This is a genomic window from Mesorhizobium sp. M0040 (genome assembly GCF_040323505.1).
Classification (GTDB): Bacteria; Pseudomonadota; Alphaproteobacteria; order Rhizobiales; family Rhizobiaceae; genus Mesorhizobium.
Window position 1 is genome coordinate 1 of the sequence record NZ_JAMYVA010000055.1, and the last position, 13,914, is coordinate 13,914.

Below are 13,914 nucleotides of genomic sequence, written 5' to 3' on the forward strand. Positions count from 1 at the left end.
GGGTCAAGCGCGAGGAGCCGGATGCCGTCTGCTTTCGCCTCCTCGTCCCAAATCGCCGTCAGATGGGCAAGAGCGGCCTTGCTCGCGCCGTATGCTCCCCAGCTGGGATAGGCGTTCACCGCGGCGTCGCTGGAAATGTTGATGACCAGCGCGCCGCGGCCCTCGCGTGCGGACGCGGCAAGCGCACCGAACAGGGCTTTCGTCAGCCGGAAGGCGCCGACGAGATTGACCGCGAGCGCCATTTCCAGCTCCTCGCACTCGGTATCGGCGAGGAGCGCCAGAGGGACAGGGCCGAGGCTCGACGCATTGTTGATCAGGACATCGAGCCCGCCGAGGCTGGCAGTAACCTGCAACGCGATCGGGTAGATGTCCGCCTTCTTGCCGACGTCGCCGACAATGCCGTGCGCGCCCGTCTCATCGGCGATGCGTTCGACATTCGCGGCGGTCCGGGCGACGAAGGCGACGCACGCACCCTGTGCGGCAAGCTGCCGCACAAGCGCCAGTCCGAGGCCGGACGTGCCGCCCGTGACTGCCACGCGAAGTCCCTGAAGTTCGATATTCGTCTGCATTGCCAGTGCTCCTTTAATCCGCATGCCTCTTGCTACAAGTTCAAGTTAACTTGAAGTCAAGCGGGAATTGTGCTTTCGTTCATGCATGGATTCCATGCTGACCATCACCGACGTGTCACGGCGCAGCGGCGTCGCCTCATCGGCCCTGCGCTTCTACGAGGAGCGCGGGCTGATCGGGTCCGAGCGGGCCGGCTCGGGACACCGACGCTATCCGCGATCCGTGCTGCGCCGGATCGCCTTCATCGTCTTCGCGCAGCGAATTGGGCTGACGCTCGAGGAGATCGGCGCCGAGCTGGCCAAGTTGCCAGCCGATCGCGTGCCGTCGCGTCGGGATTGGTCGCGGTTGTCAAGCCAGTGGACCAAGCGCATCGACCAGCGCATCGCCGAGTTGCAGCGCCTGAGGTCGGGGCTTACCGAGTGCATCGGTTGCGGCTGCCTGTCGATCGACCGGTGTAGCCTTGCGAACCCTGCCGATATGGCAGGACGCAAGGGGCCGGGGCCGAGGTATTGGCTGGGGTGAGTTGGCAGCCAAGTGCGAGACGCTGCGGACCGGTAACGTTCAGCGGCGGTATCGTTTGTCGCTGACTTTCTCGATCCACTCGACGGCGTTGCCATCAATTGCTTGCGCCGTCCTGCCAGACGGTTCGTTCCTTCTAAAGATGCGGCTGCATTTCAGCGGGCCAAGCGAAATAAGGAAATACGTCGAACTGCTCCGGGTGCGGCAGTCATCAACCTCTTCAGCCCCCCGAAACGCTGAGCATTGGAGCCGTTGCGCGTTGCCACAGGCTGATCGGATTGATCCGGCGGTTGGCGATACCTTTCTTGCGGCAACGAAGGACGAAAACGGTGTGTAGGCCATCGGTAATGGTAGCCTGTTCAAAATTTCGCCAATCGTTGGCTGATCGCCCGCACGGTACTGCATTCGGACAGCATGACCCAAGACTTTACATTAAGTATTCGAATTTGTTCGCTTTCGGCGCAGTTGGTCCCGCCCATCATTGAACCGACACGAATCTCATGACCGATTTCCTGCCAAGCGATCGCCGTGTGAAGCTTGTCAAACTCACCCCAAAGGTGCCGCAATATCGAGGAATGCTAATGATAAGATAATCATAAGCGACCTCCCGAGATACTCGCGCTCCCACGCACTGATCCGGATCAGCTGATTGCCTCTCCTCAGGTAATTATAGCCCACCAAATCCGGCATTGCCTGCGTCCTCCGATCGGTTTGGTCGGATCGGATGAGGCATTCCGGCCCGCCGACAGCCTGCGGATCGATTCGGTCTCGTGTCCGGTTCAAGGGCATCGACCCGTCTGAGTCCGCTCAGCAATTCATGTGGCCGGATGTGGCTAGCTGCATCTGACAGTGCAGAGTTGCCGCAAGCGTGTTTTCCGATTTCTACGTCGAAGTATCGCCGCTGCACGATGCGGGAGGCAAACCGCTTTTCTCACCTGCGCCTGCTGCCATTATCTCGTCTGTGTCATCGCCGAACAGGAAACAGACGGGACAGACAATGACCTGTGTTCTGCCACAGGTAAGCACTGTTCCTGAGCCCGTGACCTTAGACAGAATTGACCGCGCTCTGGATACGCTCGCCCTAGCTATCCACAAGGCTGGCAACAAAGGACGAGCGTATCTCCCGATTTACGAGCGTCTTGAACGGGAGAAGAAGAAATTGATTGCAGAGATGGGCGCAATGCTGCGCGTCCAGGAACGGCTCAAACGATCTCGGGATCGAAAGGCAAAGCAATTTTTTTGAGTTCGTCTCGTCGCCATTGCAACGATCCGCCCGTACCATACTCTACACGCTCTATCGTATGGCCCATCAAGATTTTGCGAAGCTCGCTGTCGATACCTGCCTCCTTCATACGATCCTCGAAACTGTGCCGGAGCGAATAAATCTTGTGCTTCGGTGTCGGGAAAAGTTTGTGTGTTTTAAAGAATTTATTGAGGTTTGCAGAAAGCGCCTCTTCACGATTGCGGTAGCGCGGAAAGCCCTGCGGATTTTTCTTAAAAACTTCCAGCGCGACGCCTACCAGCGGTACATCTCGCACTGACCATTCGGTCTTGATCTCGCGCGGATCATCGGCGTCCTCTCGTGGGGTAATGCGAACATACGGAACCGGCGTGTCAAGGAAGATCACGGTCTCATCAAGATTGCATATCTCGCTTGGGCGTGTGCCTGTCTCGATCAGCGCCAGAACGCAGCGACGCGCTTGAGCATCCAGGGATGCTAAAGCGCCCGGCCTCATGATCTGATCGGTTATCCATTTGGGTTCGAATGACGGCCGTTTACGACGGCGCTTGCCACGCTCCGAAAAGCGGAGGTCATCGAATGGGGTGCCTTTTTGTTCCTCGCCCAAATGAGCGAAATAACGCCTGTAGAGATCCCGCATGTTGCCGAGGTCTCGATTGCCGGCAGACGCCGAATGTGTCGCGGCTCCGATGTCTGGCGGCGGCGCGATGCGCTTGAGCCAGAACCGGTAGAAGGTCAGTCCGTCTTCACGCGTGACGTCGCCGATCGGCTTGTCACCAACCAGGGCAACGAAATTGTTTACGGCTCTCTGCTTTACCTTCTTCCACATTCGGCGCTGCGACTGGCTCTTACCCGCGACTTCATGGGCCATGATCTCATCGGCGTAGAGATCAAAAGCTTTGGAGACTTTGACCGGCGGCACCTGCACCCCGCCGAGGAGAGCGTCGGCGACCGCGGGGGCCGCTTGAACGCGCTCCAGCGCCTCGACACGCTTTAAAATTGAATCGACATTCTGAAAGCCTGCCACCTGTCCATTTGAAAGGTAGGAAACGCCCATGGCTTCAGCCCGGCGAACGGCGTCGCGATACTGATCGAGTGCTGACCTTGTCTCGCCGCCGCAAAGAAGCACCGCCCACAGGGTCTTGTCCGCGTCTTCGAGCTTGTCGCGCATGGCACGTGCGAGGCGGCGTTCGTCCGTTCCCAGGGACTTGCGAATGAACCTGCCGCGATCGTCGATGCCGACCATCTTGGCGGGCATTCGCCGATGATAATAGAAAATTCCGTCGCGCTGGACGAGGTAGCGATCCGGGTCTCTGGCGGGCTCTGCGACGGCCTCTTTTCGCATGGGCCAAACTCGCGATGTATCTCAGTTTGTATCCCAAATTGTATCGCATTTCGGCAAGAACGCCAAGCGCCCTCATCAACGGGTGCTCTGCCGGACTGGAGTTTCAATGGCTTAGAGGGCCAAGTTCACGAATTTGATGGTGCGGTCGAGAAGACTCGAACTTCCACGGGTTGCCCCACAGCGACCTCAACGCTGCGCGTCTACCAATTCCGCCACGACCGCACGTGGTAGGAGCCGGAACCAACCGGCCCGCGGCGTGTAGCAAATCGTTTCCGGTGAAACAAGTGCGCGGCCAGCAATAATCGGCCGGACATCGGCATAACTCTTCAAGGGCCGAACGTGCCGGAACTGGACGTTTGTACCGATTGCCGCCATATGAGTGGCGAGACGAGATATCATGACAGAACGCAGCCAGATCGCCACGTCGTTCCTGCCCTTGCCCGGCTCGGCGCCGGTCGAATGGCGCATCGAGCCCGGGCTCACCGCCTATCCCGATGCGCTCGCCGTGATGGAGGCGCGCGCCGAGGCAATCCGCAGCGGCGCCGCCGGCGAGATGGTCTGGCTGGTCGAGCACCCGCCGCTCTACACCGCCGGCACCAGCGCCCGCATCGAGGACCTGATCGAGCCGGACCGTTTCCCGGTCTTTGCCGCCGGGCGTGGCGGCGAATACACCTATCATGGGCCGGGCCAGCGAGTCGCCTACGTCATGCTCGACCTGAAGCGGCGGCGCGAGGATGTCCGCGCCTTCGTCGCCGCACTCGAACAATGGATCATCGGCTCGCTGGCCGCCTTCAACGTACGCGGCGAACGCCGCGAGGACCGCGTCGGCGTCTGGGTGGTTCGGCCGGACCGCCCCGCTTTGCCCGACGGCTCGGCGGCCGAGGACAAGATCGCCGCCATCGGCATCAGGCTGAGGCGCTGGGTGAGCTTTCACGGCATCGCCATCAATGTCGAGCCGGACCTTAGCCATTTCAGCGGCATCGTGCCGTGCGGCGTCCAGGATCACGGCGTCACCAGCCTTGTCGACCTCGGCCTTCCCGTGACCATGGCCGACCTCGACCTGGCGCTGAAATCCGCTTTCGAGGACGTGTTCGGGCCCGCCGCGGTGTCGCCTGTCGAAGTGTCCCGCAAGGCCGGCTGAAACACTCGCCCAATGCCTGCGCCAATATGCGAAGGCGGCCCTCGCTCATCAGCATCGAGCCCGCCCTTGAGCTCAATCCTCACATCGCGCCGATCCAGATTGCCATGGAAATGAGGAACGTGCTCATGCACACCAGCGAGACGACATCCTGAACAAGATCGGTCATAACTCTCTCCTGTTGTTAGTATGTTCGTATTTTGTTCTAATTTTGTTCGAATGTCAACGATCGCAGTCCGGGCGTCACCCGAATTGCGCTCGGTCATTTCGACAGGGTTAAGAAAGGGTTGAGAAGGAGATGCCGAGCGTTTCGGGGCCGACAGGCGCGCGAAAGCGGCGGGACGGCGCACGGCAGCTCGCGGGCCGTCATCGCCTCAATTGCAGCGCACCCTAAAGCGGCACAACCTTGCCGTCGGACAGCGTCACGCGGCGGTCCATGCGCGAGGCGAGCTCGTGATTGTGGGTGGCGATGAGCGCCGCCAGGCCCGATTGCCGGACCAGTGCTGCCAGCGCCTCGAACACATAGGAAGCGGTCACCGGGTCGAGATTGCCGGTCGGCTCGTCGGCCAAAAGCACCAGCGGCGCATTGGCGACGGCACGCGCAATGGCGACCCGCTGCTGCTCGCCGCCGGAGAGCTCGGAGGGGCGATGCTGTGCCCGCTTGCCGATCTGCATATAGTCGAGCAATTGCGCCGCCCGCTCGGCCGCCTCCTTGCGCGGCAGCCCTTTTATCAGCTGCGGCATCATGATGTTTTCCAGCGCAGAAAACTCAGGCAACAAATGATGGAACTGGTAGACGAAGCCGACATCGTTGCGGCGGATCGCCGTGCGCTCGTCGTCGGAAAGCCGGCCGCAGGCGCGCCCCGCCAGGATCACGTCGCCGGCGTCCGGTCGCTCCAGCAGCCCGGCCGTGTGGAGCAGCGTCGACTTGCCGGTGCCCGACGGCGCCACAAGCGCCACCATCTCGCCACGCTTCAGCGAAAAATCGGCGCCGTTCAGGATGGTCAGCTTGCGCGGCCCCTGTACATAATGGCGTTCGACGCTCTTCAGCTCGATAATGGCCTCGGCCATCATTCGTACCTCAGCGCTTCGACCGGATCGAGCCTGGCAGCGCGCCACGCCGGAAACAGTGTCGCCAGGAACGACAGCGCCAAAGCCATGAGAACAACCGAGATCGTCTCGCTGGCATCCATGCGCGCCGGCAGCTGGCTCAGGAAATAAAGCTCGGGATTGAACAGCCGCTCGTTGGCCAGCCAGGAGAAGAACTGGCGGATGCGCTCGACGTTGAGGCAGATCACGATGCCGAGCAGCACGCCGGCGATGGTGCCGACAACGCCGATCGCAGCCCCGGTCATCAGGAAGATGCGCAGGATCGCGCCGCGCGTGGCGCCCATGGTGCGCAGGATGGCGATGTCGTGGCCCTTGTCCTTCACCAGCATGATCAGGCCCGAAATGATGTTGAGCGCCGCCACCAGCACGATCAGCGTCAGGATCATGAACATGACGTTGCGCTCGACCTGCAGCGCGTCGAAAAACGTCTTGTTACGCTCCCGCCAATCGACGAGGGTGATCGGCCGTTGCGCCGCCTCTTCGACCTTCGGCTTCAGCGCGTCGATATTGTCGGGATTGTCGGCGTAGATCTCGATCGTCTGCGCCCTGCCGTCCATGTTGAAATAAAGCTGCGCTTCCGAAAACGGCATGTAGACGATGGAGCTGTCATATTCCGACATGCCGACCTCGAAGATCGCGGTTATCGGATAGCCTTTCATGCGCGGCGTCGTGCCGAGCGGCGTGACGTCGCCCTCGGGCGAGATCAGCGTGATGGTATCGCCGAGCACAAGGCCGAGATTCTCGGCCATGCGGCTGCCGATGGCGACGCCCTCGCCGGTGTCGAAGCCGACGATCGAGCCCGCCTTGATGTTGTTGGCGACGATCGTGATCTTGCCGAGATCCTCGCCGCGTATGCCGCGCACCAGCGCGCCGGTGCCGCCGCCGACATTGCCTTGCGCCAGCACCTGCCCGTCGATCAGCGGAATGGCGTATTTAACGCCGGGCACGCCGTTGATGCGGCCGGCGACCTGGTCATAGTCCTCCAGCGGCATGTCGAGCGGCTGCACGATCAGGTGCCCGTTGACGCCAAGGATGCGCGTCAGCAGTTCGGCGCGAAAGCCGTTCATGACCGCCATGACGACGATCAGCGTGGCAACGCCCAGCATGATGCCGAGGAAGGAGATCGAGGCGATCACCGAGATCACCGTCTCCTTGCGGCGCGAGCGCAGATAGCGCCACGCCACCATGCGCTCGAAGCCGGAAAAGGGTCCTGCCGCCGAAGGTTTGGCTGCTGCCGCTTCACTCATACGGCGGCACCGAAACGCTTTTTCACGTCGCCGATCGGCAGCGTCTCGCGCTCGCCGGTCCTGCGGTTCTTGATTTCGACCTCGCCGGCGGCGACACCACGCGGCCCGACGATCACCTGCCACGGGAGCCCGATCAGGTCGGCGGTGGCGAACTTGCCGCCCGGCCGCTGGTCGGTGTCGTCGTAGAGCACCTCCTTGCCGGCGGCGGCAAAGGCGGCATTCAGCTCGCCGCAGACGCGGTCGCATTCGGCATCGCCAGCCTTCATGTTGATCAGGCCGATGTCGAACGGCGCCACCGCTTCCGGCCAGATGATGCCGTTATCGTCATGGCTGGCCTCGATGATCGCCGCTACCAGCCGCGACGGGCCGATGCCGTAGGAACCGCCAGAGACAAAATGATCCTTGCCGTCCGGGCCGGTCACCTTGGCGCCCATCGGCTTGGAATATTTGTCGCCGAAATGGAAGATATGGCCGACCTCGATGCCGCGCGCCGAGACCTTGTCGCCTTCGGAGAGCTTTTCCCATGCCGCCTCGTCATGCATTTCGTCGGTGGCGGCATAGGGCGTCGTCCACGTCTTGACGATGCCGCCGATCTCGGCGTCGTTCGAAAAATCGGTGTTCGCCCCGGGCACTGCCAGCGAAAGATAGTCGCGATGGCAAAACACCTGGCTCTCGCCGGTGTCGGCCAGGATGATGAACTCATGGCTGAGGTCGCCGCCTATCGGCCCAGTGTCGGCGCGCATCGGGATCGCCTGCAGACCCATGCGCGTAAACGTCCTGAGATAGGACACGAACATGCGGTTGTAGGCGGCCTTGGCGCCTTCATAATCGAGGTCGAAGGAGTAGGCGTCCTTCATCAGGAATTCGCGCGAACGCATGACGCCGAAGCGCGGGCGCACCTCGTCGCGAAACTTCCACTGGATGTGATAGAGATTGAGCGGCAGGTCCTTGTAGGACTTGACGTAGGAGCGGAAGATCTCGGTGACCATCTCCTCGTTGGTCGGCCCGTAGAGCATATCGCGGTCTTGCCGGTCCTTGATGCGCAGCATCTCCTTGCCGTAATCTTCATAGCGGCCACTTTCGCGCCACAGCTCGGCCGATTGGATGGTCGGCATCAGGATTTCGAGCGCGCCGGCGCGATTCTGCTCCTCGCGAATGATCCGGCAGACCTTGTCCAGCACCCGCTTGCCGAGCGGCAGCCAGGAAAAGCTGCCCTGCCCCTGCTGGCGGATCATGCCGGCGCGCAGCATCAGCCGATGCGAGACGATCTCGGCCTCGCGCGGATTTTCTTTGAGAATGGGCAGGAAATAGCGCGACAAACGCATGGACTGGTCCGTGAGAGAGGATGGCGGCGCCGGAATCGGCGCAGCGCTGGCTTGCTTGCCCCGGCTTCATAGCCATTTCATGGCGGAATGGAAACCCGGCCCAGGCGCTGCATAGACGCCGCAATTGCCGCACACGGCTTGCTGGGCGTTTCGCAAGCAACGCCTGCCGTACTATTGTGCACTGCAGCACGAGATTGCCTGTTTCCGAGCAAAATTCTTCGTGACATTTTCACCCGCCTTAGGCTAGTGTGCCCCCATAACCGAGAGGGCGGAGAAAAATCTGCCCTCCTACGCGGTCAAAGTCTTGGGAGGATGCGATCTAGGCGCGGTAACTCGCTGCCGCCGGACACCGGAAACAGATCGGACGCGTTTAAATTGCAAGGCCTCGCGCCTTGCATTTTTTTTGTGCAATCATCTGATTAGCACGACAGATTACCAAACTACATGACGTTGCGTCAGCCCAAACCCGCCCCGGCCTTTACTTTGGGTTGACCTTGCTGGCTCAGCTTGATTTCAGAGCCTCGGCTAGGCTGGGATAGTCGGACACGGTAGGTAGCCGGCTAATGCACTGGGCTCTGGTTGAAATCCGGCACGATGTGCGGGATGTCGTCGATACCGAGGCCAAGCCCTCTCGTGATGCCGTAGAAGATACCCATGAGGACCAGCGTGGCGATCGTCGTGCGCAGCGCCGCGCGCAGCATGTGCGGTCCGCGCGGTGCGCTCGGAACCGTGCCAAGCGTCACGTCCCGATCCTCGTCCTGCGTCCGCATGCTGAACGGCAGGACGGCGAACAACACCACCCACCATGTGGCGAAGAACAGGGCGACAAACGAAACCCAACTCATGCTTGCTCCAGTTCGACCAGCGTGCCGAAGAAATCCTTGGGGTGCAGAAACAATACCGGCTTGCCATGTGCGCCGATCTTCGGATTGCCGTCGCCCAGCACGCGCGCGCCGCTGGCCTTGAGACGGTCGCGCGCCGCAACAATGTCGTCCACCTCATAGCAGACATGGTGCATGCCGCCGGACGGATTCTTCGCGAGGAATGCGGCGATCGGCGAGGCTTCGCCGAGCGGCTCGAGCAACTCGATCCTGGTGTTGCCGACGTCGACGAACACCACCGTAACGCCATGCTCCGGCAGCGCCTGCGGCGCGGTCACGCGCGCGCCAAGCGTATCGCGATAGACCGCCGCAGCCGCGGCCAGATCCGGCACCGCAAGCGCGACATGGTTGAGGCGTCCGAGCATAGCGTACTCCCGGGTTAGGGGAGTAGGGGAGTAAGGCAGTAGGGGAGTAGGGAAAAAAGGATCTAGAAGTGCATCTGTTTGCGCTCCTACCTCCTACTTCCCTACTCCCTTACTGCCCTACTCCCCTACTCCCTTGTTCGTCACCTCGTGACGAACACCGTCACCAGCGGCTTCTTGCCCCAGGCTTCGTTGGCCGCGCCGCGCACCGCGCGCCGCACCGCCTCCTGGACCAGGTCGAGGTCTTTTCGGCGCTGGCGGGGGATGGAGTCCACGGCGCCGATTGCCGCATCGATCATCAGGTCTTCCAGGCTCTCGCCGCTGCCGTCGGCCTCGGCGACGCCGATGGCGACGAGGTCGGGATCGCCGGCAAGCTCGTATTTGTCGTCGAGCACGACATTGACGGCGACATGGCCGGCAAAGGACAGCTTGCGGCGGTCGCGAATGCCCATCGCCTGGTCGGTGCCGATCAGCCTTCCGTCCTTGTAGATGCGGCCGAACGGCACCTGGTCGATGATGGCGGCGGCACCCGGATACAGCCTGAGCATGTCGCCGTCGCGCACCTGCGCGACCTGGCCGATGCCGGACGTCGACATCAGCGAGCCCTGCGCCACCAGATGCGCCGCTTCGCCATGCACGGGAACGCCGATCTGCGGCCGCACCCATTCATACATCTTGCGCAATTCGCTGCGGCGTGGATGGCCGGAGACATGCACCAGCGCATCGCCGTCCTCGATGATCTTGATGCCGAGATCGATCAGGCGGTTCTTGATTTCGAGGATCGCCTTCTCGTTGCCGGGAATGGTGCGCGAGGAAAACACCACCGTGTCGCCGGCCGTCAGCGCCACCGACTTCATCTCGTCGCGCGACAGCTTGGCAAGTGCGGCAAGCGGCTCGCCCTGGCTGCCGGTGCAGATGATGACGAGGTTTTCGCGCGGGATGAATCCGTAATCCTCCTCGGCGATGAATTCCGGCAACCCGTCCATATAGCCGAGTTCATCAGCCACATCGATGACGCGCTTCATCGAGCGGCCAATCACCAGGCACTGGCGGCCGGCATCCCGCGCCGCCTTGGCGATGGAGACGATACGCCCGACATTGGAGGAGAAGCTGGTGACGGCGACCCGGCCCTTGGCGTTCTGGATGACGCTCTTGAGGCCCTCGCCCACCGCCACTTCGGACGGCGATTCCCCTTCCCGCATCGCATTGGTGGAATCGCAGACCAGCGCCAGCACGCCCTTGTCGCCATAGGCTCGGAAGCGCGCCTCGTCGGTCATCGGCCCGACCGTCGGCGCCGGATCGATCTTCCAGTCGCCGGTATGGATGACGACGCCGGCCGGCGTCGTGATCGCCAGCGACATCGGTTCGGGAATGGAGTGCGCAACAGGGATGGCCTCGATCTCGAACGGGCCGACGGTGAATTTCTCGCCGGCCCGGTAGATCGTCACCGGGATCTTCGGCGCCCCTTGCTCGCCCTGCCGCTTGGCTTCCAGCAGGCCGGCGCTGAACGGCGTCATCCACACCGGCGCCTTGAGCTTCGGCCAGATGTCGTGGAGCGCGCCGTAATGGTCCTCATGCGCATGGGTGATGACGATGCCGCACAGATTGGCGACATTCTCCTCGATGAAACGCGTGTCGGGCAGAACCAGGTCGACGCCGGGCAGGGTTGCATCGGGAAAAGTGACGCCGACGTCGACCACGATCCATTCGCGCGCATTGGCCGGCCCATAGCCGTAGAGGGCGAAGTTCATGCCGATCTCGCCGACACCGCCGAGCGGCACGAAGACAAGTTCGGCGTTTTCCGCTGTCGCCATGGTCTTTCCTTCCTTGCCGGTCAAAATTGTGGGCCGGTCAAAATTGTCGGCCGGTCAAATTCAAGCTGGTCAAATACCTGGCCAGTCAAACGTATTGGCCAGTCAAACGCCGACCGAGGCAACCGCGCCGAAATGCACGTCGCCGGCGGCGATCGTCAGAACCGAACCTTGATCGTCGCGGATCACGAAACGGCAGTCCTCGTCAATGGTCTCGAAGGTGCCACGCACCACATTACCGTCAATTCTGACAGCAACCTGCCCGCCAAGCCCCGCCGCACGCGCCAGCCACCGCCGCCTGACGGCGGCAAGCCCACGCCCTTCGTTCCACAGCCGCGCATTCTCGCTCCATGTATCCGACAGCGCCAGGAACAGCGTCTCGGCATCGCAAGCAGACCCCAGCGCGCTGAGCGACGTCGCTGGATAAGGCAAATCCTCAGGGTATGCCACCACGTTGACGCCGACACCGACAGCCACCGCGGAACGGCCACCATCCAGCATCGCCGATTCCAGCAGGATGCCGGCGAGCTTGGCGCCCGAGGCAAGCACATCGTTCGGCCATTTCAGTTCGAAACGGTTCTTGCCTTGGCTCGCACCATCGAGGCCGATCGCGATCCTGCCCTTCGGCACGACGGCGTCGAGCGCGTCGGCAAGCGCCAGTCCGGCAACGAAGCCGAGCGTAGCAGCGAGACGAAGCTCGGCATCGGTGATCACCAGCAGCGTCGCCGCCAGATTGCCTTCGGGCGTCGCCCAGGCGCGGCCGCGGCGGCCACGCCCGGCTTCCTGCTTTTTTGAAACGACCCAGAGTTTGCCCGGATCGCCGGCCCGTGCGTGCTCCAGCGCCAGCGCGTTGGTGGAGTCGACCGTATCGTGCGCCTCGAGCCGGAACCCGTCCGAAGCCGCGGTTGGGGCCAGCCTGAACGTCATTCCGTCAGAAGAAGGTCTTGGCCGCGGCTGCCGCGTAGGTTCCGATCGGGCCGCCGATCAGCACGTAGAACAGCACGAAGGCGCCACAGACACCGAGCACGACGCGCAGTTCGGACGCCATCGGCACGAAGCCGCCGACCGGTTCGTCGAACCACATGATCTTGATGATACGCAGATAATAGTAGGCGCCCACCACAGAGGCGAGCACGCCGATGATCGCCAGCGCGTAGAGGTTGGCATTGATGGCGGCGAGGAACACGTACCATTTCCCCCAGAAGCCGGCGAGCGGCGGGATGCCGGCCAGCGAGAACATCAGGATGGTGAGGATCGTCGCCATGATCGGATTGGTCGCCGACAGGCCGGCGAGATCGCTGATCTGCTCGACATTGCCCTCCTTGCGCCGCATGGCGAGGATGAAGGCGAAGGTGCCGAGCGTCACCACCAGATAGATCAGCATGTAGATGGCGACGCCGCGCACGCCGTCCTGGCTGTTCGCGGCAAGGCCGACCAGCGCATAACCCATATGACCGATGGAGGAATAGGCCATCAGCCGTTTGATGTTGGTCTGGCCGATGGCCGCAAAGGCACCAAGCGCCATCGAGGCGATCGAGATGAAGACGATGATCTGCTGCCAGTCGGCGGCGATCGGCTTGAAGGCGCCCATGGTGACGCGCACCATCAGCGCCATCGCCGCCATCTTCGGTGCCGCCGCCAGAAAAGCCGTCACCGGCGTCGGCGCGCCTTCATAGACGTCGGGCGTCCACATATGGAACGGCACCGCCGAGATCTTGAAGGCAAGGCCGGCCAGCACGAAAACCAGGCCGAAGACGAGCCCAAGCTGGCGCTCACCGCCGCTCAGCGCCGTGGCGATCTCCTGGAAGCCGGTGTTGCCGGTGTAGCCGTAGACCAGCGAGATACCGTAAAGCAGCATGCCCGACGACAGCGCGCCAAGGACGAAATACTTCAGCCCGGCCTCGGTCGAGCGCAGACTGTCCCGGTTGATCGCCGCCAGGACGTAGATCGCCAGCGATTGCAGCTCGAGGCCGAGATAGAGCCCGATCATGCCGTTGGCCGAGATCATCAGCATCATGCCGAGCGTGCAGAGCAGGATCAGCACCGGATATTCGAACTTGTCGAAACGCTCCGCCTGGGCAAAGCGGACCGACATGACCAGCGTCACCGCCGAGCCGACCAGCGCCAGCACTTTCATGAAGCGGGCGAACGGATCCTGGATGAAGGCTTCGCCATAGGCGTTGCCCTGTCCCGGCGAAAAGACCAGCCAGGCGCCGGCGATCACCAGCACGGCGACGGCAAGGCCGCTCACCGTGACAGTGGTGTTGGCGCGCGAATAGGCGCCGAGCATCAACAGCGCCAAGGCGCCGATGGCGAGGATCAGCTCTGGCGTCGAGAGCGACAGGCTTGAGAGAAGGTCCGGCGTCATG

General features: G+C 62.3%; 13 protein-coding genes and 1 tRNA gene. 3 read left to right on the forward strand and 11 right to left on the reverse strand.

Features of this window, described 5'->3' with window-relative positions:
- The coding region (locus NKJ91_RS28715; protein ID WP_352458230.1) for an SDR family NAD(P)-dependent oxidoreductase at positions 1-569 on the reverse strand (569 nt) is incomplete at its 3' end.
- A gap of 85 nt (positions 570-654) precedes the next feature.
- Here NKJ91_RS28715 and soxR point away from each other — a divergent pair.
- Positions 655-1,089: a redox-sensitive transcriptional activator SoxR gene (gene soxR / locus NKJ91_RS28720; protein ID WP_352458231.1), complete on the forward strand. Its 435-nt coding sequence runs from the start codon at positions 655-657 to the stop codon at positions 1,087-1,089.
- Between the two features lie 865 nt (positions 1,090-1,954).
- Positions 1,955-2,329, forward strand: coding sequence for a hypothetical protein (locus tag NKJ91_RS28725; protein ID WP_352458232.1), 375 nt, complete (start codon positions 1,955-1,957; stop codon positions 2,327-2,329).
- Here NKJ91_RS28725 and NKJ91_RS28730 read toward each other — a convergent pair.
- Positions 2,289-3,671: a DUF6538 domain-containing protein gene (locus NKJ91_RS28730; protein WP_352458233.1), complete on the reverse strand. Its 1,383-nt coding sequence runs from the start codon at positions 3,669-3,671 to the stop codon at positions 2,289-2,291. The genes NKJ91_RS28725 and NKJ91_RS28730 overlap by 41 nt on opposite strands.
- Before the next feature lie 137 nt (positions 3,672-3,808).
- Positions 3,809-3,893: transfer RNA gene (locus tag NKJ91_RS28735), tRNA-Leu, on the reverse strand.
- A gap of 175 nt (positions 3,894-4,068) precedes the next feature.
- Here NKJ91_RS28735 and lipB point away from each other — a divergent pair.
- The gene (gene lipB / locus NKJ91_RS28740) at positions 4,069-4,812 is read left to right on the forward strand and encodes a lipoyl(octanoyl) transferase LipB (protein ID WP_352450002.1); all 744 of its coding nucleotides are present in this window, start codon (positions 4,069-4,071) and stop codon (positions 4,810-4,812) included.
- 387 nt (positions 4,813-5,199) lie between these two features.
- On the opposite strand, the gene NKJ91_RS28745 is transcribed toward lipB, so the two are convergent.
- From NKJ91_RS28745 to nuoN, 8 genes are all read right to left on the reverse strand, one after another.
- The gene (locus NKJ91_RS28745; RefSeq protein WP_023676610.1) at positions 5,200-5,883 is read right to left on the reverse strand and encodes an ABC transporter ATP-binding protein; all 684 of its coding nucleotides are present in this window, start codon (positions 5,881-5,883) and stop codon (positions 5,200-5,202) included.
- Positions 5,880-7,166: a lipoprotein-releasing ABC transporter permease subunit gene (locus NKJ91_RS28750; protein ID WP_352458234.1), complete on the reverse strand. Its 1,287-nt coding sequence runs from the start codon at positions 7,164-7,166 to the stop codon at positions 5,880-5,882. Before NKJ91_RS28750 ends, NKJ91_RS28745 begins: the two co-directional genes overlap by 4 nt.
- A complete protein-coding gene (gene proS, locus NKJ91_RS28755; RefSeq protein ID WP_023676612.1) occupies positions 7,163-8,491 on the reverse strand; it encodes a proline--tRNA ligase in 1,329 nt (442 codons plus the stop codon). The genes NKJ91_RS28750 and proS overlap by 4 nt, the downstream gene beginning before the upstream one ends.
- Positions 8,492-9,051: 560 nt before the next feature.
- Positions 9,052-9,336 carry a DUF1467 family protein gene (locus NKJ91_RS28760; protein ID WP_352458235.1) on the reverse strand — a complete coding sequence of 95 codons (285 nt, stop codon included), beginning with the start codon at positions 9,334-9,336 and terminating at the stop codon, positions 9,052-9,054.
- A complete protein-coding gene (gene mce / locus NKJ91_RS28765) occupies positions 9,333-9,737 on the reverse strand; it encodes a methylmalonyl-CoA epimerase (RefSeq protein WP_352450005.1) in 405 nt (134 codons plus the stop codon). Before mce ends, NKJ91_RS28760 begins: the two co-directional genes overlap by 4 nt.
- A 140-nt stretch (positions 9,738-9,877) precedes the next feature.
- Positions 9,878-11,548, reverse strand: coding sequence for a ribonuclease J (locus NKJ91_RS28770; protein ID WP_352458236.1), 1,671 nt, complete (start codon positions 11,546-11,548; stop codon positions 9,878-9,880).
- Between the two features lie 102 nt (positions 11,549-11,650).
- Positions 11,651-12,472 carry a biotin--[acetyl-CoA-carboxylase] ligase gene (locus NKJ91_RS28775; RefSeq protein ID WP_352458237.1) on the reverse strand — a complete coding sequence of 274 codons (822 nt, stop codon included), beginning with the start codon at positions 12,470-12,472 and terminating at the stop codon, positions 11,651-11,653.
- A gap of 4 nt (positions 12,473-12,476) precedes the next feature.
- Complete coding sequence (gene nuoN, locus NKJ91_RS28780; RefSeq protein ID WP_352458238.1) at positions 12,477-13,913, reverse strand: NADH-quinone oxidoreductase subunit NuoN; 1,437 nt, start codon at positions 13,911-13,913, stop codon at positions 12,477-12,479.
- Position 13,914: the final 1 nt, after the last annotated feature.